Origin of the sequence: Paenibacillus sp. FSL H3-0310 (genome assembly GCF_038002785.1) — a bacterium.
GTDB classification, from domain to species: Bacteria; Bacillota; Bacilli; order Paenibacillales; family Paenibacillaceae; genus Paenibacillus_AQ; species Paenibacillus_AQ odorifer.
The window spans coordinates 170,487-191,836 of sequence record NZ_JBBODC010000002.1 but is presented as its reverse complement, the minus strand read 5'-3'; the positions used below and the strand labels follow the sequence as shown (position 1 = coordinate 191,836).

The window sequence follows — 21,350 nt, the reverse complement described above, 5'->3', positions numbered from 1 at the left end:
GAAAAAAATACATTAAAATGCGGGGGTAAAAGATGATATCGAATAAAGGAACAACACAACGTTTTACCAGGGCTACAATTCTTTGTTGTATTTGTGCATGTACGGTATTGCTAAGTGGATGCACTAAAGCAGCGGATGAGACTCAAGTGCCTACTCCAACAGCTCAAGTAGAAACCGCAGCACCTTCTGCAGAAGCTACTACACCTGTACCTACGAATAACGCAACAGAACAACCTCTAACATCTGCGTCACCCGGCTCAAATACTGGGAAACTTCCAGAGGGGGTTAGCGTTCAGAGAGTTATCAAGGAGGTTTCGTTAAAAGATAACTATCATAAAAAGGTTGAGCTGCTAACTGACGGAGGCAAGCGGGTCACCATTACAGATCCGAATCAAAAGATTGTTTTGCAGCAGATTGAATATGACGGAAGGATCACTGCGGTTAAGGGTAAACAGGTTACCGTTCAAGTGGAGGGCGGTAAAGAGCAAACCTTAACGATTCCTGATCATATAGTCATTGAAGATGAAGACAAGCTCGGATTGAATAATGGCGTTGAAATCGAGTGGACGGTAAATGCAGATGGACAAATCGAAAGTGTGGAATTGGACGATTAAAAATTTACCGAGGTGAGCTGGATGAAATTTCTAATCGTACTTGGTAGTATTCTTGTTCCCATTGTTATGCTGATGTTACAGGGGAAATCGATAAAGTGGCGTATGGTTTTTAATGTTGTTTCGGTCTTAAGTGCGATTATCTTTGGAAATATTTCCGCCTTGGCGATTTACGAGATATTAAGAGATCGCGCTGTGTTTATGACCTCGATCCATGCGATATTTTTGAATCCAATGTTTCTTATTACCGGAGCCTATCTTGGCGTATATTTAATTTATCGGTTGATGATAATTTCGTATGATGAGGTTTATATGTGATAGGTAGAATACAAATAGGGATGTTCCCTGAAGGGACACCCCTATTTGTGTTGTTAACAGGACCGATGCTTAAGAGGACTTTCCTACAACGTTTGTTCCGCTCTTCGTGATCTTGTAGGTGATAATATCCCCATTCCAGAAGTGGAACTTCAGGGTAACCTCGCCGTCTTTAACATCTTTAAAGAACGCGGGAAGCAGCTTGATTTCTTTAGTGTTATAAGAAGGTGAGAAGGTATTGCCGAATTCCTTAAATGGAGTCCAGTCCTGCGGACCTGCATTGCCACCAGCGGTATATACAGCTTCCATTGTGGCAAGCTGGTTACCATTAAAGGTGGTCGGAATGGCAAAGGATTCAGTCGTGCCTTTTGCATCGCTTAATTTAGCTGTGTCATACACAATGACCTTAAGTCTCCACGCAACACCCTTGTTGAATTTCAGAGTCAGCACGGCATTTTCACCGTATTTTTGGGAAGCTGTGAGCTTTTTGAGTTGGGTGGCTTTGAGGGTGAGCTCCTCACCATTTAAGGTGTAATCTTTACCTTTGGTCAGATACTTTCCGTTGGCACTAATGGTGGTTAGCTTATTGCCGTTCAGGTTTAGCTTAACCTTGGTATCTTTGATTTGTGCACCTTTTTTTAGGTAGACCAAATCGCTTTCGGTGCTGGAGGAACGCTCCTTCAGACCAGACATTAATACATTGTGGAGTTCAGGATCAGACCACTTATAAGTTTTACGGTTGAAATGCTGCCCGTTATCCCAGAGCATGGAAGTCATTTTCTTTTCTTTCAAATAATAAGTCAGATACTCAAAGAATTTAAGCTTCTCGCCCTGTTCAATCACACCCGTGTCTTTATCGAAACCTAATAAACCAAATTCGCCGACGATGACAGGGATGCCTTTAGCTACAAATGTATTGTAAACGTTATCAAAAGTTTGAGTGATATCGTTTTTTGTATCTTTTTCAAACGTGGTGTAGCCGGCAATGTTCACACTAAAAGGCCAGAAGCCATAGAAGTGAACGGTCGCAATAATATTTGGATCGTTCAGAGCCGTAATCGTCTTATAGAGATGATCCATTCTTGTTTGCGTAGGTGAAGACTCTAATGAAGGTAATACAAGTGGGCGGAGGTCGTTTTTCCCGCCGGATTTCCGCACGATTTGATAGAAAGAGTTATTAAGTTCAGTAAGCATTTGCTCCATTTTTGCTTCGTCTGTGCTTCCACCATCGGTGAACCGAGGCTCATTTATGCTCTCGAACATCAGCTTATCGGATTTGTCCTTGAAGCGATCGGCAATTTGAGTCCAGGCTGCATTATAACGTGCCAGCGTTTCATCGTGTTTTTCTTCCATATGGCTTACCCATAGCCAGGAATCATGATGGACATTAATCATGACATAAAGCTTGGCGTCCAGTGCCCAGCCGACAACTTCTTCCACACGGTCGAGGTAGGCCTTTTCTAGGGTATAGTCTGGTGCCGCACCCATGTGAGTATCCCAGGTCACAGGAATCCGAATGCTTTTATAGCCTTGAGCGGCGATCTTTTTAATAAGATCTTGGGTCACACGTGGATTGCCCCAGGAGGTTTCATCCTCACCTGTAGCATCTAAAGTATTGCCAAGGTTCCATCCGGGCTGCATTTCGTCTACATAGGATTGGATCTTACTCTTTGGCGCTGCCTTAGCTTGTTGCTCGTCCTTAGTTGCAGCTGCGGCCATGGATGAGAACAGAGAGAGCAGAAGAGCGGTGACAAGTGTCAATGATAAGAAGGATTTCTGGATTCGCGTAGTCATTGAATTCTCCTTTGTGAGATAAATTTAGGATGCTTGGACCTGGCTTTGACGCTGTACTCGGTGGTTAGATGAACACAAACACCTCCAGTTTTATTTTGTAAACGCTTTCTGAATATACCCTAACATAGAATACACTTAGCGAGTACCTTACTAATTTGTGGTAAATTCATATAAGAATTAGTGATTTAAATTAATTTACCCCACAGTTGGATAAAGAAATTATTTAAATAACCCTACTCATAGAAATTGGTTATTCAATAGGATTATCTCTAGCTGCCCGTTATACAAAAAAGAAATATAACATGACAAAAGCATATATATTAGTTATGATGAAGCATGAAAATTTAAAATTAGAAATAGGTGCCAACTATGAATGTTGCGGAAGTACAATCATAGATTGGTTAAATGGAAAGCGGGTGTGAATCCCGCGCGGTCCCGCCGCTGTGAAAGAGGAGTCCTTGCAAAATGCCACTGGGAAACTGGGAAGGCAGCAAGGGTGATGATACTTGAGCCAGAATATCTGCCTTTTTCTGTTACACCATCAAACTCTACGATCGATAGAGAGGTGCTTGAATAGTGTTTGCCAGCTATTATTGTGGTTCACTATCTTAACCTCTTGACGTTTATGTTGAGTGGTTTTTTTGTGGTTATGAGAAAGTTTATTCTGTTTTTTATCATAGGTATGAAGGGAAGGGTTATGGAAAAATGAAGAAAAATAAGTTTTTAGCGTGGTTACTTATTGTAGCTGTATTTATTACGACATTCTCTACAAGTGTAATCCCGGCTCAAGCAGATGGAGCAAGCTCTACCCTTAAAGGGTATGTATCTGTATCCGTAGAGAAATTCACCTTAGGCCAAGGGTATATTAAGGAACCTATTAAAGTTCCGATTTATGAAGGCGATAATGGCGCATCTTTAATAACACGTGCGCTAGGTGATGGGAATTATAGATATTTAGGAAATATAGATAGTGGTTTTTATTTATCAGAAGTTAAAGATAGTGGCAGAAGCGAAGTCAATATTCCACAATATATTTTAGATATGATTTCAGCCGATGGGAATACAGTCGGCACTAAAGCAGACCCCGAGTGGTTAAGTCAGTTTGACTACACCTCCATGTCGGGTTGGATGTATGCAGTAAATAATGTGTTTCCTCCGTTTGGGATGACCGATTATAAGCCTCAAGACGGTGACATCATTCGAACTCAGTTCACCACTTATGGCTATGGTTCTGATCTTGGCGGCTGGGGGGAAATCCCAGTTCAACTTGCCAATAAGGATGCTTTAACTGCGGAAATCGCCGAGATTAACAGTGCCCCTAATAAAGAAACTATTTTGGACAGACCAGTAGTGCAATCGGCAGTTTATGAAGCCTATTCCGTGCTCGAAAACATGGCAAGCTCTCAAATAAGTGTAGATCATGCGCTTGTCGGTCTTAATAATGCATTAGACATAGAACCCCCTGTTATTACAGTAAGTGGCATACAAGATAAACAGGAAGTATCCAATAAAGAAATAAGCTTCAAAGTAGCTGTCACAGACAATGTATATAGTGACATTACTCCAGAAGTGAAGCTGAATGGAGTTACTTTATCACCTGCAAATGGGGAGTATAAAGCTACTCTGAATTCAGGCAGTAATGCAATTACTGTAACGGCTCTTGACGGAGCTGGAAACAAAACAAATGTAACTTATCAGGTTACTTACAAACTGGAAACTTCAGTTGCCGTCAAACAACAGTTAGATAAAAACCTTGCTTATATTTTAAATACTGTAAAGAATCCAACGTTTGGAACAGGCAGTGGAGAATGGTCAATCCTTTCTCTGGCCCGGGCGAACTATACAGTACCTAACGGTTATTACGATCTTTATTACAACAATGTAGCAACGAAAATAGCATCAATCATTAAAGAGGATGGAAAACTCGACGCCAATAAAAGCACAGAGAATTCCAGAGCAATATTAGGACTTACCTCTATCGGAAAAGATATCACAAATGTTGCGGGATATGATCTGAGAAAAGCACTCGCTGATTATCAATATATCCAAAAGCAAGGCAATAATGGTCCGATTTTTGCTCTGATCGCGTTAGATAGCCATAACTATGAGATCCCTGTAGTTGATGGAGTTACAGAACAGACCACAAGAGAAAAACTAGTTCAGTACATTTTAGATAAAGAGGTTAAAAAAGGTACAGCAGAAGCTGGTGGCTGGGCATTAGGCGTAACCAAAGCCGATGTCGATATGACTGCGATGGCGATGCAAGCTCTTGCACCTTATTATGCAACCCGTGATGATGTAAAAGCTGCCGTGGATCGGGCCATCCAATGGCTGTCCGATAACCAAAACAATCAAGGCGGATTTACAAGCTGGGGAAGCACTAGCAGCGAGAGTATCTCGCAGGTAATTGTAGCCTTAACTGGTGTAGGTGTAGATCCGCACACTGACGCTAGATTTGTTAAAAGTGGAAATTCGCTTATTGATGCATTACTTAGCTTTGCTGCACCTGAGGGTGGATTTAAGCATATCCTCACAGGCAAAGTAGACAATATGGCAACGGACCAAGGTACGTATGCACTTGTGTCCTATGATCGTCTGATCAATCATAGCAACCGTCTCTTTGATATGAATGATGTGCAATTAGAACAACCTACTGCTGTTGTAGCCAAACAACAATTAAATAAAAGCCTTGCCTATATTCTAAACACTGTAAAGACCCCGTCGTTTGGAACAGGAAGCGGAGAATGGTCGATCCTTTCTCTGGCACGGGCGAACTATACAGTACCTAACGGTTATTATGATCTCTATTACAATAATGTAGCTACGAAAATAGCATCAATCATTAAAGAGGATGGAAAACTCGACGCCAATAAAAGCACAGAGAATTCCAGAGCGATTCTAGGACTTACCTCTATCGGAAAAGATATCACAAATGTTGCGGGATATGATCTGAGAAAAGCACTCGCTGATTATCAATATATCCAAAAGCAAGGCAATAATGGTCCGATTTTTGCTCTGATCGCGTTAGATAGCCATAACTATGAGATCCCTGTAGTTGATGGAGTTACAGAACAGACCACAAGAGAAAAACTAGTTCAGTACATTTTAGATAAAGAGGTTAAAAAAGGTACAGCAGAAGCTGGTGGCTGGGCATTAGGCGTAACCAAAGCCGATGTCGATATGACTGCGATGGCGATGCAAGCTCTTGCACCTTATTATGCAACCCGTGATGATGTAAAAGCTGCCGTGGATCGGGCCATCCAATGGCTGTCCGATAACCAAAACAATCAAGGCGGATTTACAAGCTGGGGAAGCACTAGCAGCGAGAGTATCTCGCAGGTAATTGTAGCCTTAACTGGTGTAGGCGTAGATCCGCACACGGACGCTAGATTTATTAAAAGTGGAAATTCGCTTATTGATGCACTGCTTAGCTTTGCTGCACCTGAGGGTGGATTTAAGCATATCCTCACAGGCAAAGTAGACAATATGGCAACGGACCAAGGTACGTATGCTCTTGTGTCCTATGATCGTCTGCTCAATCATAGCAACCGTCTCTTTGATATGAATGATGTGAAACTGGAACAACCAGAAGAACCGGGGCCTGGGCAACCAGAGGGTCCGAAAGAACTTCCGTTACCTTCTGGGGAGAACCCGAAAGTTGAAATCCCAAATGACGCTAATGATTATATCGTTCCGATCAGCACTGGAGATAGCAACAAAGAAATCACAGTAGCTATTTCGGAAGAAAATCAATCGAAGGTTAGTGTCAATTTACCAAGTAACAGCGACCTTCCTCAGATAGAGGCCATAAAAGGTAACGTATCTGTAGTCATTCCTAAGGGTGCAAAAGTTACAAGTGGGGATGCCTCTGCGATTGAACTGATTTCAGCTTTAACCGGTGCAGAATCTGCACTAAAAGATAGTGTGAATCAGATTATTCCTGGGGACAAGAAGCTTGATAACATTCTTCAAGCATTTTCCATGGGTGGTAGTGCAAGAGTAGAATTCAGTCAATTTATTACGTTAACCTTTAAGGACCTTAAAGGAAAAGAAGCTGCTTATATTCAAAATGGCACCCCTCATGCCATTCAAAAATTTGCAAGTGATGACTTAGGTTTTGCAAGCGGTAAGTCTGAGTATGCCTATGATAGTGGAAATGACTTAATTGTAAAAACCAATCACTTCACTGACTACATTGCGTATGCTTCCAGTGCAGTACAAACACCTGGCGGCGACGGTGGTAATGGTAATGGCGACGGTGGTAGCGGAAATGGTGAAGGAAATGGCGGCAACAATGGTGGCAACAATGGTGGCGAAACCACTCCATCGAAACCATATGTAACCCTGTCCGTGGATAAGCTTACAATTAATAAGGGATATGTTGTTCCATCTGTACAGGTAGAGCTCCAATCTGGTGACACGGTGTGGTCTGTACTAAAAAGAACATTAGATAGCCGCGGTATCGAATATCGAGATTCTTGGAGCGGTAAATATGGAAGTGTGTATGTAGAATCGATCGCAGGCGATGGAGAATTTGACCATGGCAGCGGCAGTGGATGGATGTATAATGTGAATGGAGTCTATCCTGATTATGGTGCATCTTCATATAAACTAAGTGCCGGGGAAAGAATTCAGTGGCGTTATACTACGAATTTGGGTTTGGATCTAAATGCACCGATACCAACTACAAGCCCTACTCCAACCCCAACGCCTAAGCCTGGTGCTACTCCTGCTCCTGGTGGGGGAGCTAATCCGGAAGCCGGCGTTGATCCAAATGTGAGTCCATCTCCAACAGTGACTCCTAAGGATCCTAACCAGACAAATGATATTAAACAACTGTATACAGATGCTGATAAGATCTCTTCCTGGGCTTATTCAGCGATTGAAACAGCTACAGTAAAAGGATATATCCAAGGTAATAATGGTCAGGTGAATCCGAAAGCTTATATCACAAGAGCGGAGTTCACTAAGATTCTGGTTTCTGCATTAGAACTTGATATTAAGAGTGATAAAGGTATTACCTATAAGGATGTCGCTCTAGGCGATTGGTTCTATCCATATGTGAATGCTGCGCATAAGGCAGGTCTAATCACAGGCTTTAATAATGAATTTAAGCCAAATGACAAGATTACTCGTGAGCAGATGGCAGCAATTATCGTCAGAGCATTGGCCATCCCGGCGACGAAGCCAGGAACAGCGATTAAAGATATCAACACCGTATCGGCATGGGCCAAAGCAGATGTAGAGACCGTTGTTGCGACTGGTTTGATGTTAGGTGATGATAATCAATTTAAACCTAAAGAGCTTGTAACTAGAGAAATGGCGGCCGTTGTAGCTACCAGAACCCATGATTATAAGAGTGGGAACAAAGTGGTTAGTCCAACTATTCAGAATAAAGCAGTTAGTTCTTATATTCAGAACACAGCTGCCTTTTTGCAAAAAACAGTAACAAACCCGGTTATCTCCTCGGTTGGCGGGGACTGGACAGTGTTCGGGCTGGCACGTTCAGGCGTGAAGGTTCCAGATAGTTATTACACTAAGTACTACGCGAATGTAGAAGCAACTCTTAAAGAAAAAGCTGGGAAGCTGCATAGCGTAAAATATACGGAATATGATAGAGTTATTTTGGCATTAACTTCAATCAACAAAAATATTGATAAAGTGGCGGGTTATAACCTACTGGAACCGCTCGCGGATTTTGATACTGTAATTAAGCAAGGTATTAATGGACCTGTGTTTGCTCTCATTGCACTGGACAGTAATCATTACGACATTCCAGTGGTTAAGGGTGTAAAGACGCAGACGACTAGAGAGCTGCTCATTGATTATATTTTGGGCAGAGAGATCAGCGGCGGTGGATGGGCACTAGGCAGTAATGCTACAGCGGCTGATCCAGATATCACGGGGATGGTCATTCAAGGCTTAACGCCTTATTACAAAACCAACGCCAAAGTAACAGCTGCTGTGGACCGGGGGATTGCTTGGTTATCCAAAACACAGACTGCAGACGGTGGTTTTGCAAGCTGGGAATCTACAAATTCCGAAAGCATCGCTCAGGTGATTGTAGCTTTAACTGGTCTTGGTATTGACCCGCATAAGGATTCCAGATTTATCAAAAATGGACATTCCGCAGTAGACGCATTGCTTAGTTTTGCTGCACCTGAAGGTGGCTTTTATCACGTGAAGCAGGGTGGAGTAGGCAATGGAGGCGCGCAACCAGGAGAAGTAGATCTTATGGCTACGGATCAGGCGATGTATGCACTGGTTTCCTATGATCGACTCGTTAATGGCCAGACACGTCTTTATGATATGACAGACGTCAAATAGAATTTTATTTAGAGAGATAAGCAAGGGTAGCGTGTATACCCTTGCTTATTATTTAAGGTGGGACTAGAGAAATGAACAAGAAGAAATGGTTAACAGCGATACTAATCATAGGTGTATTGGCTATCGCCTTCTTTTGGGGCGGGGATTACCAGAAGAGCCCAAACAAGGTCGCAAATAGTAGCGTTGAGACACAGGTTATAGAGCCAGAGAACACTGCTTCCGCAACAAATGATGATGTTGAACCCACTGAGGCAATCGCTACCGAGACAACAGAGATAACACCGTCAGCTACGCCAAGTGAAACAGCTAAGCCCATTGAAACCCTAAAACCAAATGAATCGGCAACACCAACGGAAGCTGTAACACCAACAGGAACTGCAGCACCAACAGAAGTTGTAACGCCGGTCGCAACAACAAAACCTGCTGCAACGAAGCAACCGACCGCAACGCCGAAAGCGGCTAAAACGTCCGTGCCGGAAACGAAAGCGACGGCAAAACCCGTAACAAAACCTGATTCAAAAGTAGCGACAACAGAAACCAAGCAGGAACCGAAAAAGGATAAATTTCTTACCGATCCAGTGCCAAGCGGGAAACCTAAACCAGTGGAATGGCAAGATGCAACGGTAGATAAGAAGAAGCAATTAACGGCTACCTTGTCCGTCTCAGCGGCAACAATTTTAGATAACATGGATATTTTTAATCAGGATAAGCTTGAAGTATTGCCGGCAGATGGTATCATTTATAAAGCGCAGAAGGTAACCTTTTATGAAGGTGAGTCTGTGTTTGATGTTTTACTAAGAGAAATGAAAAAGAATAAAATCCATATGGAATTTAGCATGACGCCGATCTATAACAGTAATTATATTGAAGGTATAAATAATCTGTATGAATTCGATGCTGGAGAGCTTAGTGGATGGATGTACAAAGTAAATGGCTGGTTCCCTAACTACGGCAGTAGCCGTTATGTTCTCAAAGATGGAGATGTCATTGATTGGGTATACACTTGTGATCTAGGTCGAGATGTGGGTGGTTATGTAGCCACAGGAGGAGCTCAGAAATAATGAAGGATAGCTTTTCTACCTTTCATCCGTTTGTGAATTTTCTATATTTTGTTGTTGTATTGCTGTTTAGCATGGTGTTCATGCATCCTATATTTCAAGTGATTGCCCTTATTAGTGCTGTAGCCTACTCAATTATGTTAAAAGGAAAAAAGGGCATCCGATTTAATCTGCTTTACATGATTCCTTTTCTGCTGTTTATGGCAGTGATGAATCCTGTTTTTAATCACCAAGGGGTAACGATCTTGTTCTATTTAAACAACGGGAACCCTATTACGAAAGAATCGATTCTTTATGGCGTGGCAGCGGCGTGTATGTTTGTGACGGTAATTATTTGGTTCTCCTGTTATAACGTCGTGATGACCTCGGATAAGTTTATTTATATATTCGGAAAAATACTGCCGGCACTGTCGTTGATTTTTTCGATGGTGCTTCGTTTTGTTCCTAGATATTTAGCGCAAATCAAGGTGATTTCTAATGCTCAAAAATGTATAGGCCGGGATGTCTCACAGGGAAATCTCCTCGCGCGTGCGCGGAATGGCATTACGATCCTCTCCATTATGACCACCTGGGCTTTGGAAAATGCGATTGAGACAGCGGATTCCATGAGATCGAGAGGGTATGGATTGCCGGGCCGTACAAGCTTTTCTATCTTTCGGTTAGATGCCCGAGACAAAGTAGCCCTCTTGATCATGACAGGCTTAATTGCGCTGGTAGCCGTAGGGGCAGTGATGGGTGAGAACACCATGAGATTCTATCCGTCGATTAAAGCGAGCGCAATTACGCCTTTTAGTATTCTTATATATATCGCTTATTTTGCGTTATGTATGATCCCAGTGCTCATCAATATGGTGGAGGCAATGAAATGGAAATCTATCGAATCGAAGAACTAAGCTTTACTTTTCCTAAACAAGAGCAAGCGGCTCTTTCGAATATTAATCTTACGATTGAAAGTGGAGACTTCATTACTATTTGTGGAAAGTCAGGCTGTGGCAAAAGCACTCTGCTTAGACAACTGAAAACAATTCTAACCCCACATGGCAGTCGCCAAGGGGCAATTTATTATAAGGGTCAACCTGTAGAGGAGATTGATCAAAGAACGCAGGCAGCGGAAATTGGTTATGTACTCCAAAGTCCGGACAATCAAATAGTGACAGATAAAGTATGGCATGAGCTTGCCTTTGGGCTGGAGAGTTTGGGGTATGATCATTCTACTATTCGTCTGCGTGTGGCGGAAATGGCCAGTTTTTTTGGGATCCAGACCTGGTTTCATAAAAGTGTGACTGAGTTATCAGGCGGCCAGAAGCAGCTGCTTAACTTAGCCTCCATAATGGCTATGCATCCCTCGGTTCTAATCCTCGATGAGCCTACCTCCCAGCTAGATCCTATTGCGGCTTCCGATTTTCTGGAGACGGTCAAAAAAATAAATCGTGAGCTGGGAACAACCGTGATCATGACCGAGCATCGTCTAGAGGATGTTCTTCCGCTTACAGATCGGTTGATTGTGCTGAATGAGGGAGTTGTGATCGTCGATGATACCCCGCAAAAGGTGGGCGAGGCTTTAAGTAAGCTGAACCATCCGATGTTTCTGTCCATGCCCTCACCGATGCAGATTGTTGCAGGAGTAGATCATGACTTAGCGTGGCCTGTGACTGTGAAGGAAGGGCGCCAATGGTTGGATGCTTTTCTAAAGGGTAAGACTCCTGCAACGATGGCAGAAACTCAGCCTAGCACGAAAGAGGCCGGCCCTGTAGTCATAAAGTTTAAGGACGTATGGTTTAAATATGATAAAAATGGACCGGATATCATTAAAGATTTGTCGTTTGAAGTGAAGCAAGGGCAATTTTATTGTATTGTTGGCGGGAATGGAACAGGGAAGACATCGACGCTGTCGCTGATGAGCGGGATCCTTCAGCCATACAGAGGGAAGGTTCTTATCGGCGGGAGCAACCCTGCGAAGATGAATGCCAAAGCGTTGTTTACTAACAATCTGGGCATCCTCCCGCAAAATCCGCAAACCTTATTTGTGAAAAAAACAGTCGAGCTAGATTTATATGAAATGTTATCCCAGCTCTCTTTGACGAAGGAAGAAAAAACCGCCAGAGTTGAAGCTGTGGTAAAGTTCGCAGAACTGGAACATCTCCTCTCCATGCATCCGTATGATCTCAGCGGGGGAGAACAACAGCGTGCAGCGTTGGCGAAGGTGCTTTTGTTAGAACCAAAGATTCTGCTGTTGGATGAACCGACCAAAGGACTGGATGGACCCTTCAAAGAGAAGCTAGCCGTATTCCTGCAAAAGCTCAATGCCGAAGGCGTTACTATTGTAATGGTCTCGCATGATGTTGAATTTTGTGCCAAATACGCTGAGGTCTGCGCCATGTTTTTTGATGGAAGTATCATCACTACGAATGAAGCACAGAAGTTTTTTGCGGGAAACAGCTTCTATACAACGGCCGCCAACCGTATGGCGCGTCATGTATGGAATGAGGGAGTAACGATAGAGGGTGTGATTGATTTATGTCAAAGAAGCAGATAACGGATCGTCGTTTGAGTCGTCGAACTTTATTAGCGGCACTACTAATCCTCATAGTCATTCCAGCTACGATTTTATTAGGCATCTTTGTGCTAAATGATCGGAAGTATTATTTTATCAGTCTATTAATTGTTATCTATACGATGATTCCTTTTGCGATGGTATTCGAGAACCGGAAGCCGCAGGCGAGGGAGCTGATCGTTATAGCGGTGTTAGCAGCCATTGCCGTGGCGGGACGCGCAGCCTTTTTTATGTTGCCGCAGTTTAAGCCAGTGGTTGCTATTGTCATCATCGCAGGGGTAAGCTTGGGTGCGGAGGCAGGGTTTCTGGTTGGCGCTGTTGCAGGCTTTGTCTCGAATTTCTTCTTTGGGCAGGGGCCTTGGACGCCTTGGCAAATGTTTTGTTTTGGCATCATTGGCTTCCTGGCGGGCATTTTCTTCAAGAAGGGTCTGCTTAAAAAGAATAAGCTGTCGCTGTGTATATTCGGAGGCTTAGCGACGTTTTTCGTATACGGAGGCATTATCAATATAGGCTCGCTGATGATGTTCACTTCAGAGTTCTCATGGCCGGCTTTAATGACCACTTATATTTCAGGTTTTTGGTTTGATATGGTGCATGCGATCTCGACGGTGGTGTTTTTGTTTTTTATTGCTAATCCTATGATTGAGAAGTTGGATCGGATAAAAACGAAATATGGGTTGATTGAGCCTTAGGTTCTTGGTGTTAGCTTTTGGACGTTGTGCGCTGTGGGCTTTTTACGCTGGCGGACGCTCCGCTTTTCCACAATCAGTCCGTTCTCTCCGCTGCTATCAGCGCGAATTCCAAAACACCAACACACAAACACAAATACAAACTAAAGGCTCAACGCCTCCCGCTTCGGTTTTTACCGGAAGGGGGAGGGGAACTAGTGGCTACGAATCAAGCCACTGTGACAAACCACTGAAAAGAGAATATACCTAGTAGCGATGCTCTTAGGTGAAGACTTATAAAAACAGGCGATGTTCCGGTATCCGGTATCGCCTGTTTTTGTCGATTCTGTGGAGTATCTCATTCATTATGCCAAACGTCCTAGAAGTTCATATCCCTATTTTTTTATTTAATGTATAATTCAGAGTGGTTTTTAACATTTTCTTATGAAAAATGGAAGTAAACTAGGTAGCTCGCTCATTTAGAAAATTATAGAACCTTTAAATAAATAGATTAAAAATAATGGGGAGATTTATTTGAGCACACATGTTACCAAAACATTCAAGTCTTTACACCAACAAATTGATTTATTAAAAGAAAGAAAACTAATTATTAGAGATGAAGAAAAAGCTAAACGACATTTATTAGAAAAGAATTATTTTGACTTGATAAATGGATTTGAAACATTGTTATTAACTGATTCAAAAGCTACTAATAAAGAATACAATGGTCTTTTTTTTGAAGACTTTTTATTGTTGTATGATTTTGATAAAAAATTGAATTTAGAGATTTTGAAAATTTTAGATAAATTTGAAATCCGTTTGAAATCTTCTATGGCATATCGGTTTTGTGAAAAACATTATTTAAATGCTTCTGATTCTGCATGTTACATTGATATTAATAAGTATACGAATCCACGTTCAAATCATTTGAGTTTACCTAAAGATTTAGCTAAGAATATTTCAGGACATAAAATATTTCAGACAAATATTTATTTCAATGGGGCTACGTATAGTAATTTCATTGAGCATTGCAGAGCTAAATATCCTTATATATCTACTTATGATCACCCGCCGTTCTGGGTGACTATTAAAGTCCTTGAGTTTGGTTCTCTCTTTAGTTTATTATTAGGATTTGAAAGAGATGTTTTTGAAAAGGTCATTGAAGATATGGGGATGAAGTACATTGATAAACAAAAGTTTATCAACTCAGTACGAATTTTTATTGAATTAAGAAATACTTGTGCACATTTTCAATTAGTTAATAGATTTCGGACATCGAATCGTTTAAGGATTGATTCGGGTTTGATAAATGATTTAGGTTTAAGAACCAAAATTAATACTGCAGGAATTTCAACTTATTATGAAATAAGACTATATGACACTTTATTAGTACTTTCCCAGTTTGAAAGTCTAAAAGATATAGAAAAGCTATTTAAAGATTTTTATTTTAGACGTTGTAATTCAAAACGTGAAAAAAGCTTAATGGTAAAGATGTTCGAAAGAATGGGGCGGGGAAAGCATTCAGATTGGTTTAAACTAGGTATTAAATGATTTTTTCTTTATTAATTTTAGAATATATGTTATTATTTATACATAAAATAATCGTGCGTGACGGCGAGTTATCCGAGACAAAGGTTAACTGTATAGTCAAAAAAAGAGATGCTTATAAGCATCTCTTTTTTTTATTCATTTCATCATAAATAATTAAAATGAATTTTTTTAAGCCTATTACCATCTATCGCTCAGTTACAACACTTTGCGATGAACTTTGCACCACGGGGCGCCGATGAGTGGCTTCAAGTGTGGAGAGGTCGCCGTCCAGTGTTTTGAGTCCGGGGAGCAGCAAGGCTGCGCTGGCGCAGAGCATTGGAAGCAAGCCGGCGATGACAAAAAGCGCAGGCACACCATAGAGTTCAGCAATCGCGGCGCCGGCAAAAGCACCAAAAGGCTGTAAACCGCCACCGATTAAAAAACGGATGGAGTTGACTCTTCCTTGCAGATTGCTCGGAACCAGACGTCCATGGAGTGAAGAGCTTAAGGAGCCGAAGAAGGGGCCTATCGTTCCGGTGGCGAATACGGCGGCGAGAGCAAAAGAAAAACTAGGAAATAACCCCCATAATGTTGTAACTAAACCGATGGTCCCCAGACTTCCGAGCATGACAAACCGCCTCTTTTTAATTTCCCCTATCATGGAAATGACGCTTAGCCCGACTAAGGTTCCAAGTGCGAAAACTGTACTAAGTGTGCCCATCGTCGCCGCATCACGGTGGAGCACTTCGCGTACAAAAGGAACCATCATGGTCCAGACGGCAATGGAGCTTAGATTACTAATAGAGGCCATCATCATTATCGTAAGCATGGCGGGGAATTGTTTATAGAAGGTAAAGCCCTCAGCTATTTCGCGAACGTAGATGGCAATGGAGAAACGGCCTGGAGCTGGAGAGGGCTTGGGTAGCTTCTGCAGGCACAGCAAGGTAGTGATGGCCGCAACGTAACATAACATGTTGATGCTAAGGGCTGGCAGCGCGCCACTGGCAGCGGTCAACGCCCCAGCCAGGGCGGGGCCCAGCAAGACTGCTGCGCTTTTGCTGCCATCGATGATAGCAAAAGCCCGCACCAGCTTCCGGCTATCGGCAACGCCGGGAATAACAGCCATGGCTGTTGGCATGAACAGGGCGGCGCAGGCCCCGCTGAGACCAGCGGCGACAAACAGATGCCACAGCTGCAGTTGGCCAGCCAGACCCATGCCAAGTGGCAATGCTATAGCCAGCAGGCGAATGGCTGCCAAGCAGGCCATAAAGCGTACCCGGTGGAGTCGGTCGGACAGCGGCGAGCCCAGCAAGCGCAGCAGCAGCTCAGGTATGCCGGAGCTGAGTGCGAGTGCTCCCATCGCTAGTTTGGAACCCGTCAGCTCATAGACGAGCCATTCCATAGCCAACAAGCCAAAAGCATCCCCAAAAGCACTTAAAGTTATGGTTGAGAGTAAACCATAATAGCTGCGTTTTATCATAGCCTGTTCGCTCCTTTCTTATATTTCTCGCATATACGCTTACCGTCCTTATAAGGACGCTTAAGGCGTTTATGCTTGACTCTCTAGATATGACCCAATCTGTTGCGGTAGCCCATTTAAGGCTTCCAATCGCAGGCTATACGATGTGCTTTTAACGTTGGTATGGACAATGACCAGCCCTGCTGCGCGCAGCGCGATCAGATGGTAGTGGATTGTACTTTTAGAAAGTCCGACTTCCCGCACGATTTCCGTGAAATTCAACTGCTTGCCTGTAAGCAAACGAAGGATATACAGCCGCGTCTCATCCGAGAGTGCCCGGGTAAGGCGAAGTAGTGCTGGAGCAGGCCGGCCAGCTTCCGGAGGGAGAACATCACAAGAGTAGCTAGTGAACACGAATTCATCAAACATAGAGGTGGTGACCAGTGGGCGGGCATGATATTGCGGAATGATAATGACCTGCTTCAGACGTTCGGTTGGATAGAGGCGCATTCCGTCGGTTGCTGCTTCAAAGACTTCCATATCATTGTTCCCATTCAGTGTCGTTCGTCTTGACTCAGCTTCCTGATCAAGCCCTTTGAGGATATTAGGTTCGATTCCATTGAAGTAACCCGCGTTCCATTCGCGCAGGATGTCAGAGGCAGTGTCCCTTAGCTCGGAAAGATTAGAGGGGACCGATTGGCCGAAACGTCCAGATATTTCATACAGTTCACCCGAAGTTAACCCATCAAACCAATCCAGAAAGCTGCTAACCGAACGTTCTACTGGACAGCACCAAATGTAGGGAGCCAAACTGAAATCATCAAGTTTCTTAACGACCTCTTGCATTTTACGAAGCAACATCGGGGCAAATCTTGCTTGGACTTCACGTACCCAGAGCTTACCGGAATCCATAGCAGTATGGTTCTGCTTGCTTAGAAAAGCAGTCATACTGTTCACACATTCATACATGGGGGCAAAATCGACTTCTACTTTATATTCCATGAGCTTCTCCATCCTTTAATTAAGTTACTGAAACATTAATTAGTTCTATAATTATAGAACTTTTTATTGGTTTTATTGTAAACGAACAATATTCCATTTTCAATAGCTTTTCGACTGAAAAACAAAAGAAATTTTAATTACGAAAAAAAGACAGTTCCGTTGGGCACATTTTGTGCACTAGGAACTGCCTTTTGATGTCTACACAATTCATATACTTTTTAGGAGTTCTGAGTAGATTACTCAAATATAATCAATTGATTATATAAGTGTTTGGTTATATAATAAATCTGAAAATCAGATGAAGAAGGTGTTTTTAGATTTGAAGGAATTGCAGGGCATGAATGATTTGACTCAGGGTCCTATTATGCCTACCTTAATGAAATTAACGCTTCCCATTATTGCGACGAATTTCATCTCCACAACCTATGGCCTCGTCGATATGATTTGGGTTGGAAGATTGGGAAGTGGTCCTGTTGCCGCGATTGGCACGGCGAGTTTTTTCATTAATCTAGCGATTGCATTGTCGACTATGATTACGATCGGTACAGGGATTAAGGTTGCGTTTTGTATGGGATCTGGTCAGATAGAGAAGGCTAAATCTTATATGAAAAACGGGTTTACGATGTCTATTTTATTAGGACTTCTCTATATGAGTTTAGTTCTGTTGACCAACAATCAGTTGATTGGTTTTTTTGATCTTGGAAGTGATGAAGTTGAACGGATGGCACGACAATTTTTAATGATTTCGATCTTCGGGACGGTATTTTCCATCGTAAATACTTTGTTTGCCACACTCTTAAACTCGATGGGAAATAGTAAACAACCGTTTCAGATCTTCTCTGTTGGTCTTATGGTTAATATCGTCCTTGATCCATTTTTAATTTTTGGCTGGGGCAGTTTTGAAGGTTGGGGAGTAGCGGGGGCAGCCACGGCAACATTGACAGCGAACATCTTAGTTACGGCTCTTTTTATCATAAAGACAAGAAAGTCAGAAATCATTTCGAACACATCAGCATGGGACATTCGTCAAATGAAAGAAGTAATTCGTATGGGACTTCCGATCACAATCCAACGGGTCACCTTTACGCTCATATCGATCGTCATTGCTAAGATCATAGTACGTTTTGGGGCGGATGCGATTGCGGTGCAAAAAGTAGGGATTCAAATTGAATCTATTTCTTATATGACTATTGGAGGACTACAGGGAGCTATTGCTGCCTTTTTTGGACAAAATTATGGAGCACGCCGATTGGACCGTATAGGGCAGGGATATCGTAAGGCTGTGATCTTAACCTCCATCTTTGGCGTGATCATATCGCTTATATTTATTGCGTTCCCGCAGCAGCTATTTTCCTTGTTTTTATCAGATCAGACAAGCCTGGAATTAGGCACTGATTATATGCGCATCATTGGCTACTCTCAATTATTTATGTGTATGGAATTAATGACAGTAGGTGCGTTTAACGGCATTGGCCAAACTCATATCCCGCCGATCTTCAGTATTACATTTACTGCACTGCGAATTCCACTAGCCTTGATTTTATCCGAACCTTTTGGCCTGAATGGGGTGTGGATGTCGATTGCTCTAAGCAGTGTGTTTAAAGGGGTTATTCTTGTGTTCTGGTTTAGAAGATCTTTATTCAAAATGAACAAACAGCAGATAAACTACTAAGCAAAGGATGATCGTTGAAATGGCTTTATTAAATCGTAAACTCATACAGCTTCTGAGGGATAACCATTTGAATAAGGAGCTTTTTCACGGCGAATTTGGACTGGAAAAAGAAAATGTCAGAGTGGATCCAGAGGGAAGGCTTGCGCTGACACCACATCCTAAAGCTTTTGGCAACAAAATGGAGAACCCGTATATTCAAACCGATTTCTCAGAGAGTCAAATTGAAATGGTCACCCCTTCTTTTGATTCTATTGATGAGACTTATAACTTTCTGGAGGCGCTGCAGGATATTGTGTCGCTTGAGCTCAAGGAAGAATATCTGTGGCCGAGTAGTAATCCTCCAAGGCTACCGAATGATCAGGACATCCCCATTGCCAAGATGGGTAATCCGATTGAGGATGAATACAGACATCAGCTAGCAGACAAATACGGTCGCAAAAGACAATTGCTGAGCGGAATCCATTACAATTTCTCTTTTGATGAACAATTTCTGAGACAGCTTCATGACATAACAGATCCACAGGTGAGCTTTAAAGAATTCAAAGACGCTACCTACTTAAAAATAGCCCGTAACCTATTGCGGTACCGTTGGCTTCTTATCTATTTAACAGGCGCCAGCCCTGTTTTTGATAAGACTTATATGGAACAATGTGTAGCTCGCGGGGAAACAGATGACGACAAAAGCTTTTATTATCAGAATATGAATTCACTGCGGAATAGCGAATGTGGGTATCGAAATGAAAAACCTCTTTATGTATCTTTTGCTTCGTTAAGGGATTATGTTCATGATTTACAAGCTTTGATCGAATCGGAAGAATTATTAAGTGTAAAAGAGTTTTATAGTCCGGTTAGAGTGAAGACAGCAAGAGGCAAACACCCTTTAGAGGAACTGATGCAAGATGGGATAGCTTATTTGGAGCTTCGGTTTATTGATCTGAATCCACTCTACAAAATAGGAATCGGCAAAGAAACGATGATTTTCATTCATCTTTTTATCCTGTATATGCTGCTGAAGGAGGACGAACCGTTCGGAGTAGAGGATCAGAAGATGGCGAATCTTAATCATGATCAACTAATCATGGAAGGAATAAAGGGATGTTTGCATGATTACGGGGATTCATGTACAACGATGGAGCAGCAGGCATTAACTTGTATTCATGAGATGCAGAATATGATCCAACTGTTGAACCCGGAGAATGAAGTGTTTTTGAACGTATTGCATGGAGCTAAGAATAAAATTGTAGAGCCAGACCGGAGTTTTGCAGCTATTGTGAAGTCGGAAGTTCAACAATCCTCTTTTGTACAATACCATCTGAATAAAGCTAAACAATATGCTAAGGAAAGTCTTGCGAATGGATACCGTTTTGTGGGATATGAGGATCTGGAGCTATCTACACAGCTTCTTTTGAAGGCAGCGGTTAAACGTGGCATTAAGTTTCAATTGATCGATCGGGAAGAGAACTTTGTAGTTCTTACGCAAGGTGATCATAAAGAATATATTAAGCAAGCTACGAAGACCTCCCTTGATTCTTATAGTACGGTATTAATCATGGAGAATAAGATCGTTACGAAAGAAGTTCTTAAACAGCAAGGCATTCGTGTTCCCGCAGGAGAAGCTTTTCGAAATCTGGAAGAGGCAATGAATGCGCATGGCACTTACCGTAACAAGGCTATTGTGATTAAGCCCAAATCAACCAATTTTGGACTCGGCATTACTATTTTTACAGACGACTTCTCTAAAGAAGATTATCAAAAAGCCTTCGAAATCGCCTTCGAGTTTGATCGAACAGTGCTACTAGAGGAATTCATGACGGGTAAAGAATATCGTTTTCTTGTCATGGGTGATGAAGTAGTCGGAGTATTGCACCGGGTTCCTGCAAATGTGATTGGAGATGGTGTACATACGATTGAACAACTAGTGCACGAGAAGAATAAGGATCCGTTAAGAGGCCGTGGGTACAAGACACCACTTGAGAAAATTCAGATCGGTGAAGCAGAAGCGATGTTCTTGAACAACCACGCTCAGGCTTGGAGTGATATTCCTCCATTAAACGAAGTCATCTATCTTCGGGAGAACTCTAATATTAGCACGGGTGGAGACAGCCTGGATTTTACGGATGAGATCCCAGATAGTTATAAGGCTCTGGCGATTCAAGCGGCTAAAGCTGCGGGCGCTACTTTTTGTGGAGTGGATATGATGATTGATGACATCAAGGAAGAAGCCAATGATACGAACTATAGCGTTATTGAGATTAACTTTAATCCAGCGATTCATATTCATTGTTATCCTTATAAAGGGAAGAACCGAAAGGCGGATGAACGGATTCTGAATCTATTATTTGGGGAATAAACAGAAGCTC

13 protein-coding genes and 1 riboswitch are annotated in these 21,350 nt (G+C 42.4%); of the genes, 10 read left to right on the top strand and 3 right to left on the bottom strand.

The genetic code is table 11. The features are described 5' to 3' along the window. The first annotated feature begins 32 nt into the window (after positions 1-32). Both MHH63_RS20340 and MHH63_RS20335 read left to right on the top strand, forming a co-directional pair. The gene (locus MHH63_RS20340; RefSeq protein WP_076128618.1) at positions 33-614 is read left to right on the top strand and encodes a hypothetical protein; all 582 of its coding nucleotides are present in this window, start codon (positions 33-35) and stop codon (positions 612-614) included. Between the two features lie 21 nt (positions 615-635). Continuing rightward, the gene (locus MHH63_RS20335) at positions 636-929 is read left to right on the top strand and encodes a transposase (RefSeq protein WP_076128620.1); all 294 of its coding nucleotides are present in this window, start codon (positions 636-638) and stop codon (positions 927-929) included. A gap of 69 nt (positions 930-998) precedes the next feature. Here the strand turns inward: MHH63_RS20335 and MHH63_RS20330 are convergent, their stop codons facing one another. Next, positions 999-2,720: a cellulase family glycosylhydrolase gene (locus MHH63_RS20330; protein WP_341172041.1), complete on the bottom strand. Its 1,722-nt coding sequence runs from the start codon at positions 2,718-2,720 to the stop codon at positions 999-1,001. 341 nt (positions 2,721-3,061) lie between these two features. Beyond that, positions 3,062-3,262, top strand: a riboswitch (cobalamin riboswitch). A gap of 163 nt (positions 3,263-3,425) precedes the next feature. Between MHH63_RS20330 and MHH63_RS20325 the strand changes: the two genes are divergently transcribed. The 6 genes from MHH63_RS20325 to MHH63_RS20300 all read left to right on the top strand — a co-directional run bounded on the left by MHH63_RS20325 (position 3,426) and on the right by MHH63_RS20300 (position 14,878). Beyond that, entirely contained in the window at positions 3,426-9,047 is a 5,622-nt protein-coding gene (locus MHH63_RS20325) for an S-layer homology domain-containing protein (RefSeq protein WP_341172040.1), read from the top strand. 71 nt (positions 9,048-9,118) lie between these two features. Further along, positions 9,119-10,108: a DUF4430 domain-containing protein gene (locus tag MHH63_RS20320; RefSeq protein WP_076190128.1), complete on the top strand. Its 990-nt coding sequence runs from the start codon at positions 9,119-9,121 to the stop codon at positions 10,106-10,108. Further along, positions 10,108-10,998, top strand: a complete 891-nt coding sequence (locus MHH63_RS20315; RefSeq protein ID WP_076130087.1) for an energy-coupling factor transporter transmembrane component T — start codon at positions 10,108-10,110, stop codon at positions 10,996-10,998. Before MHH63_RS20320 ends, MHH63_RS20315 begins: the two co-directional genes overlap by 1 nt. Continuing rightward, a complete protein-coding gene (locus MHH63_RS20310) occupies positions 10,971-12,641 on the top strand; it encodes an ABC transporter ATP-binding protein (protein WP_341172039.1) in 1,671 nt (556 codons plus the stop codon). Before MHH63_RS20315 ends, MHH63_RS20310 begins: the two co-directional genes overlap by 28 nt. Next, positions 12,623-13,351, top strand: a complete 729-nt coding sequence (locus MHH63_RS20305) for an ECF transporter S component (protein WP_036684891.1) — start codon at positions 12,623-12,625, stop codon at positions 13,349-13,351. The genes MHH63_RS20310 and MHH63_RS20305 overlap by 19 nt, the downstream gene beginning before the upstream one ends. Positions 13,352-13,861: 510 nt before the next feature. After that, entirely contained in the window at positions 13,862-14,878 is a 1,017-nt protein-coding gene (locus MHH63_RS20300; protein ID WP_339281691.1) for an Abi family protein, read from the top strand. A 184-nt stretch (positions 14,879-15,062) separates the two neighbouring features. Here MHH63_RS20300 and MHH63_RS20295 read toward each other — a convergent pair whose 3' ends face one another. Next, a complete protein-coding gene (locus tag MHH63_RS20295) occupies positions 15,063-16,259 on the bottom strand; it encodes an MFS transporter (protein ID WP_341172248.1) in 1,197 nt (398 codons plus the stop codon). A 147-nt stretch (positions 16,260-16,406) separates the two neighbouring features. After that, complete coding sequence (locus tag MHH63_RS20290; protein WP_076190133.1) at positions 16,407-17,318, bottom strand: ArsR/SmtB family transcription factor; 912 nt, start codon at positions 17,316-17,318, stop codon at positions 16,407-16,409. Between the two features lie 319 nt (positions 17,319-17,637). On the opposite strand from MHH63_RS20290, the gene MHH63_RS20285 reads away from it, so the two are divergent. Both MHH63_RS20285 and gshAB read left to right on the top strand, forming a co-directional pair. Further along, positions 17,638-18,990 carry an MATE family efflux transporter gene (locus MHH63_RS20285; RefSeq protein WP_256721082.1) on the top strand — a complete coding sequence of 451 codons (1,353 nt, stop codon included), beginning with the start codon at positions 17,638-17,640 and terminating at the stop codon, positions 18,988-18,990. 19 nt (positions 18,991-19,009) lie between these two features. Next, entirely contained in the window at positions 19,010-21,340 is a 2,331-nt protein-coding gene (gene gshAB, locus MHH63_RS20280) for a bifunctional glutamate--cysteine ligase GshA/glutathione synthetase GshB (RefSeq protein WP_280753823.1), read from the top strand. Positions 21,341-21,350 lie beyond the last annotated feature (10 nt).

Coding starts and splice junctions, on each gene's coding strand:
- MHH63_RS20290 (WP_076190133.1), bottom strand. CDS start 17,318: ATGGAATATAAAGTAGAAGTCGATTTTGCCCCCATGTATGAATGTGTG.
- MHH63_RS20340 (WP_076128618.1), top strand. CDS start 33: ATGATATCGAATAAAGGAACAACACAACGTTTTACCAGGGCTACAATT.
- MHH63_RS20310 (WP_341172039.1), top strand. CDS start 10,971: ATGGAAATCTATCGAATCGAAGAACTAAGCTTTACTTTTCCTAAACAA.
- MHH63_RS20295 (WP_341172248.1), bottom strand. CDS start 16,259: ATGGAATGGCTCGTCTATGAGCTGACGGGTTCCAAACTAGCGATGGGA.
- gshAB (WP_280753823.1), top strand. CDS start 19,010: ATGGCTTTATTAAATCGTAAACTCATACAGCTTCTGAGGGATAACCAT.
- MHH63_RS20315 (WP_076130087.1), top strand. CDS start 10,108: ATGAAGGATAGCTTTTCTACCTTTCATCCGTTTGTGAATTTTCTATAT.
- MHH63_RS20330 (WP_341172041.1), bottom strand. CDS start 2,720: ATGACTACGCGAATCCAGAAATCCTTCTTATCATTGACACTTGTCACC.
- MHH63_RS20320 (WP_076190128.1), top strand. CDS start 9,119: ATGAACAAGAAGAAATGGTTAACAGCGATACTAATCATAGGTGTATTG.
- MHH63_RS20305 (WP_036684891.1), top strand. CDS start 12,623: ATGTCAAAGAAGCAGATAACGGATCGTCGTTTGAGTCGTCGAACTTTA.
- MHH63_RS20325 (WP_341172040.1), top strand. CDS start 3,426: ATGAAGAAAAATAAGTTTTTAGCGTGGTTACTTATTGTAGCTGTATTT.
- MHH63_RS20335 (WP_076128620.1), top strand. CDS start 636: ATGAAATTTCTAATCGTACTTGGTAGTATTCTTGTTCCCATTGTTATG.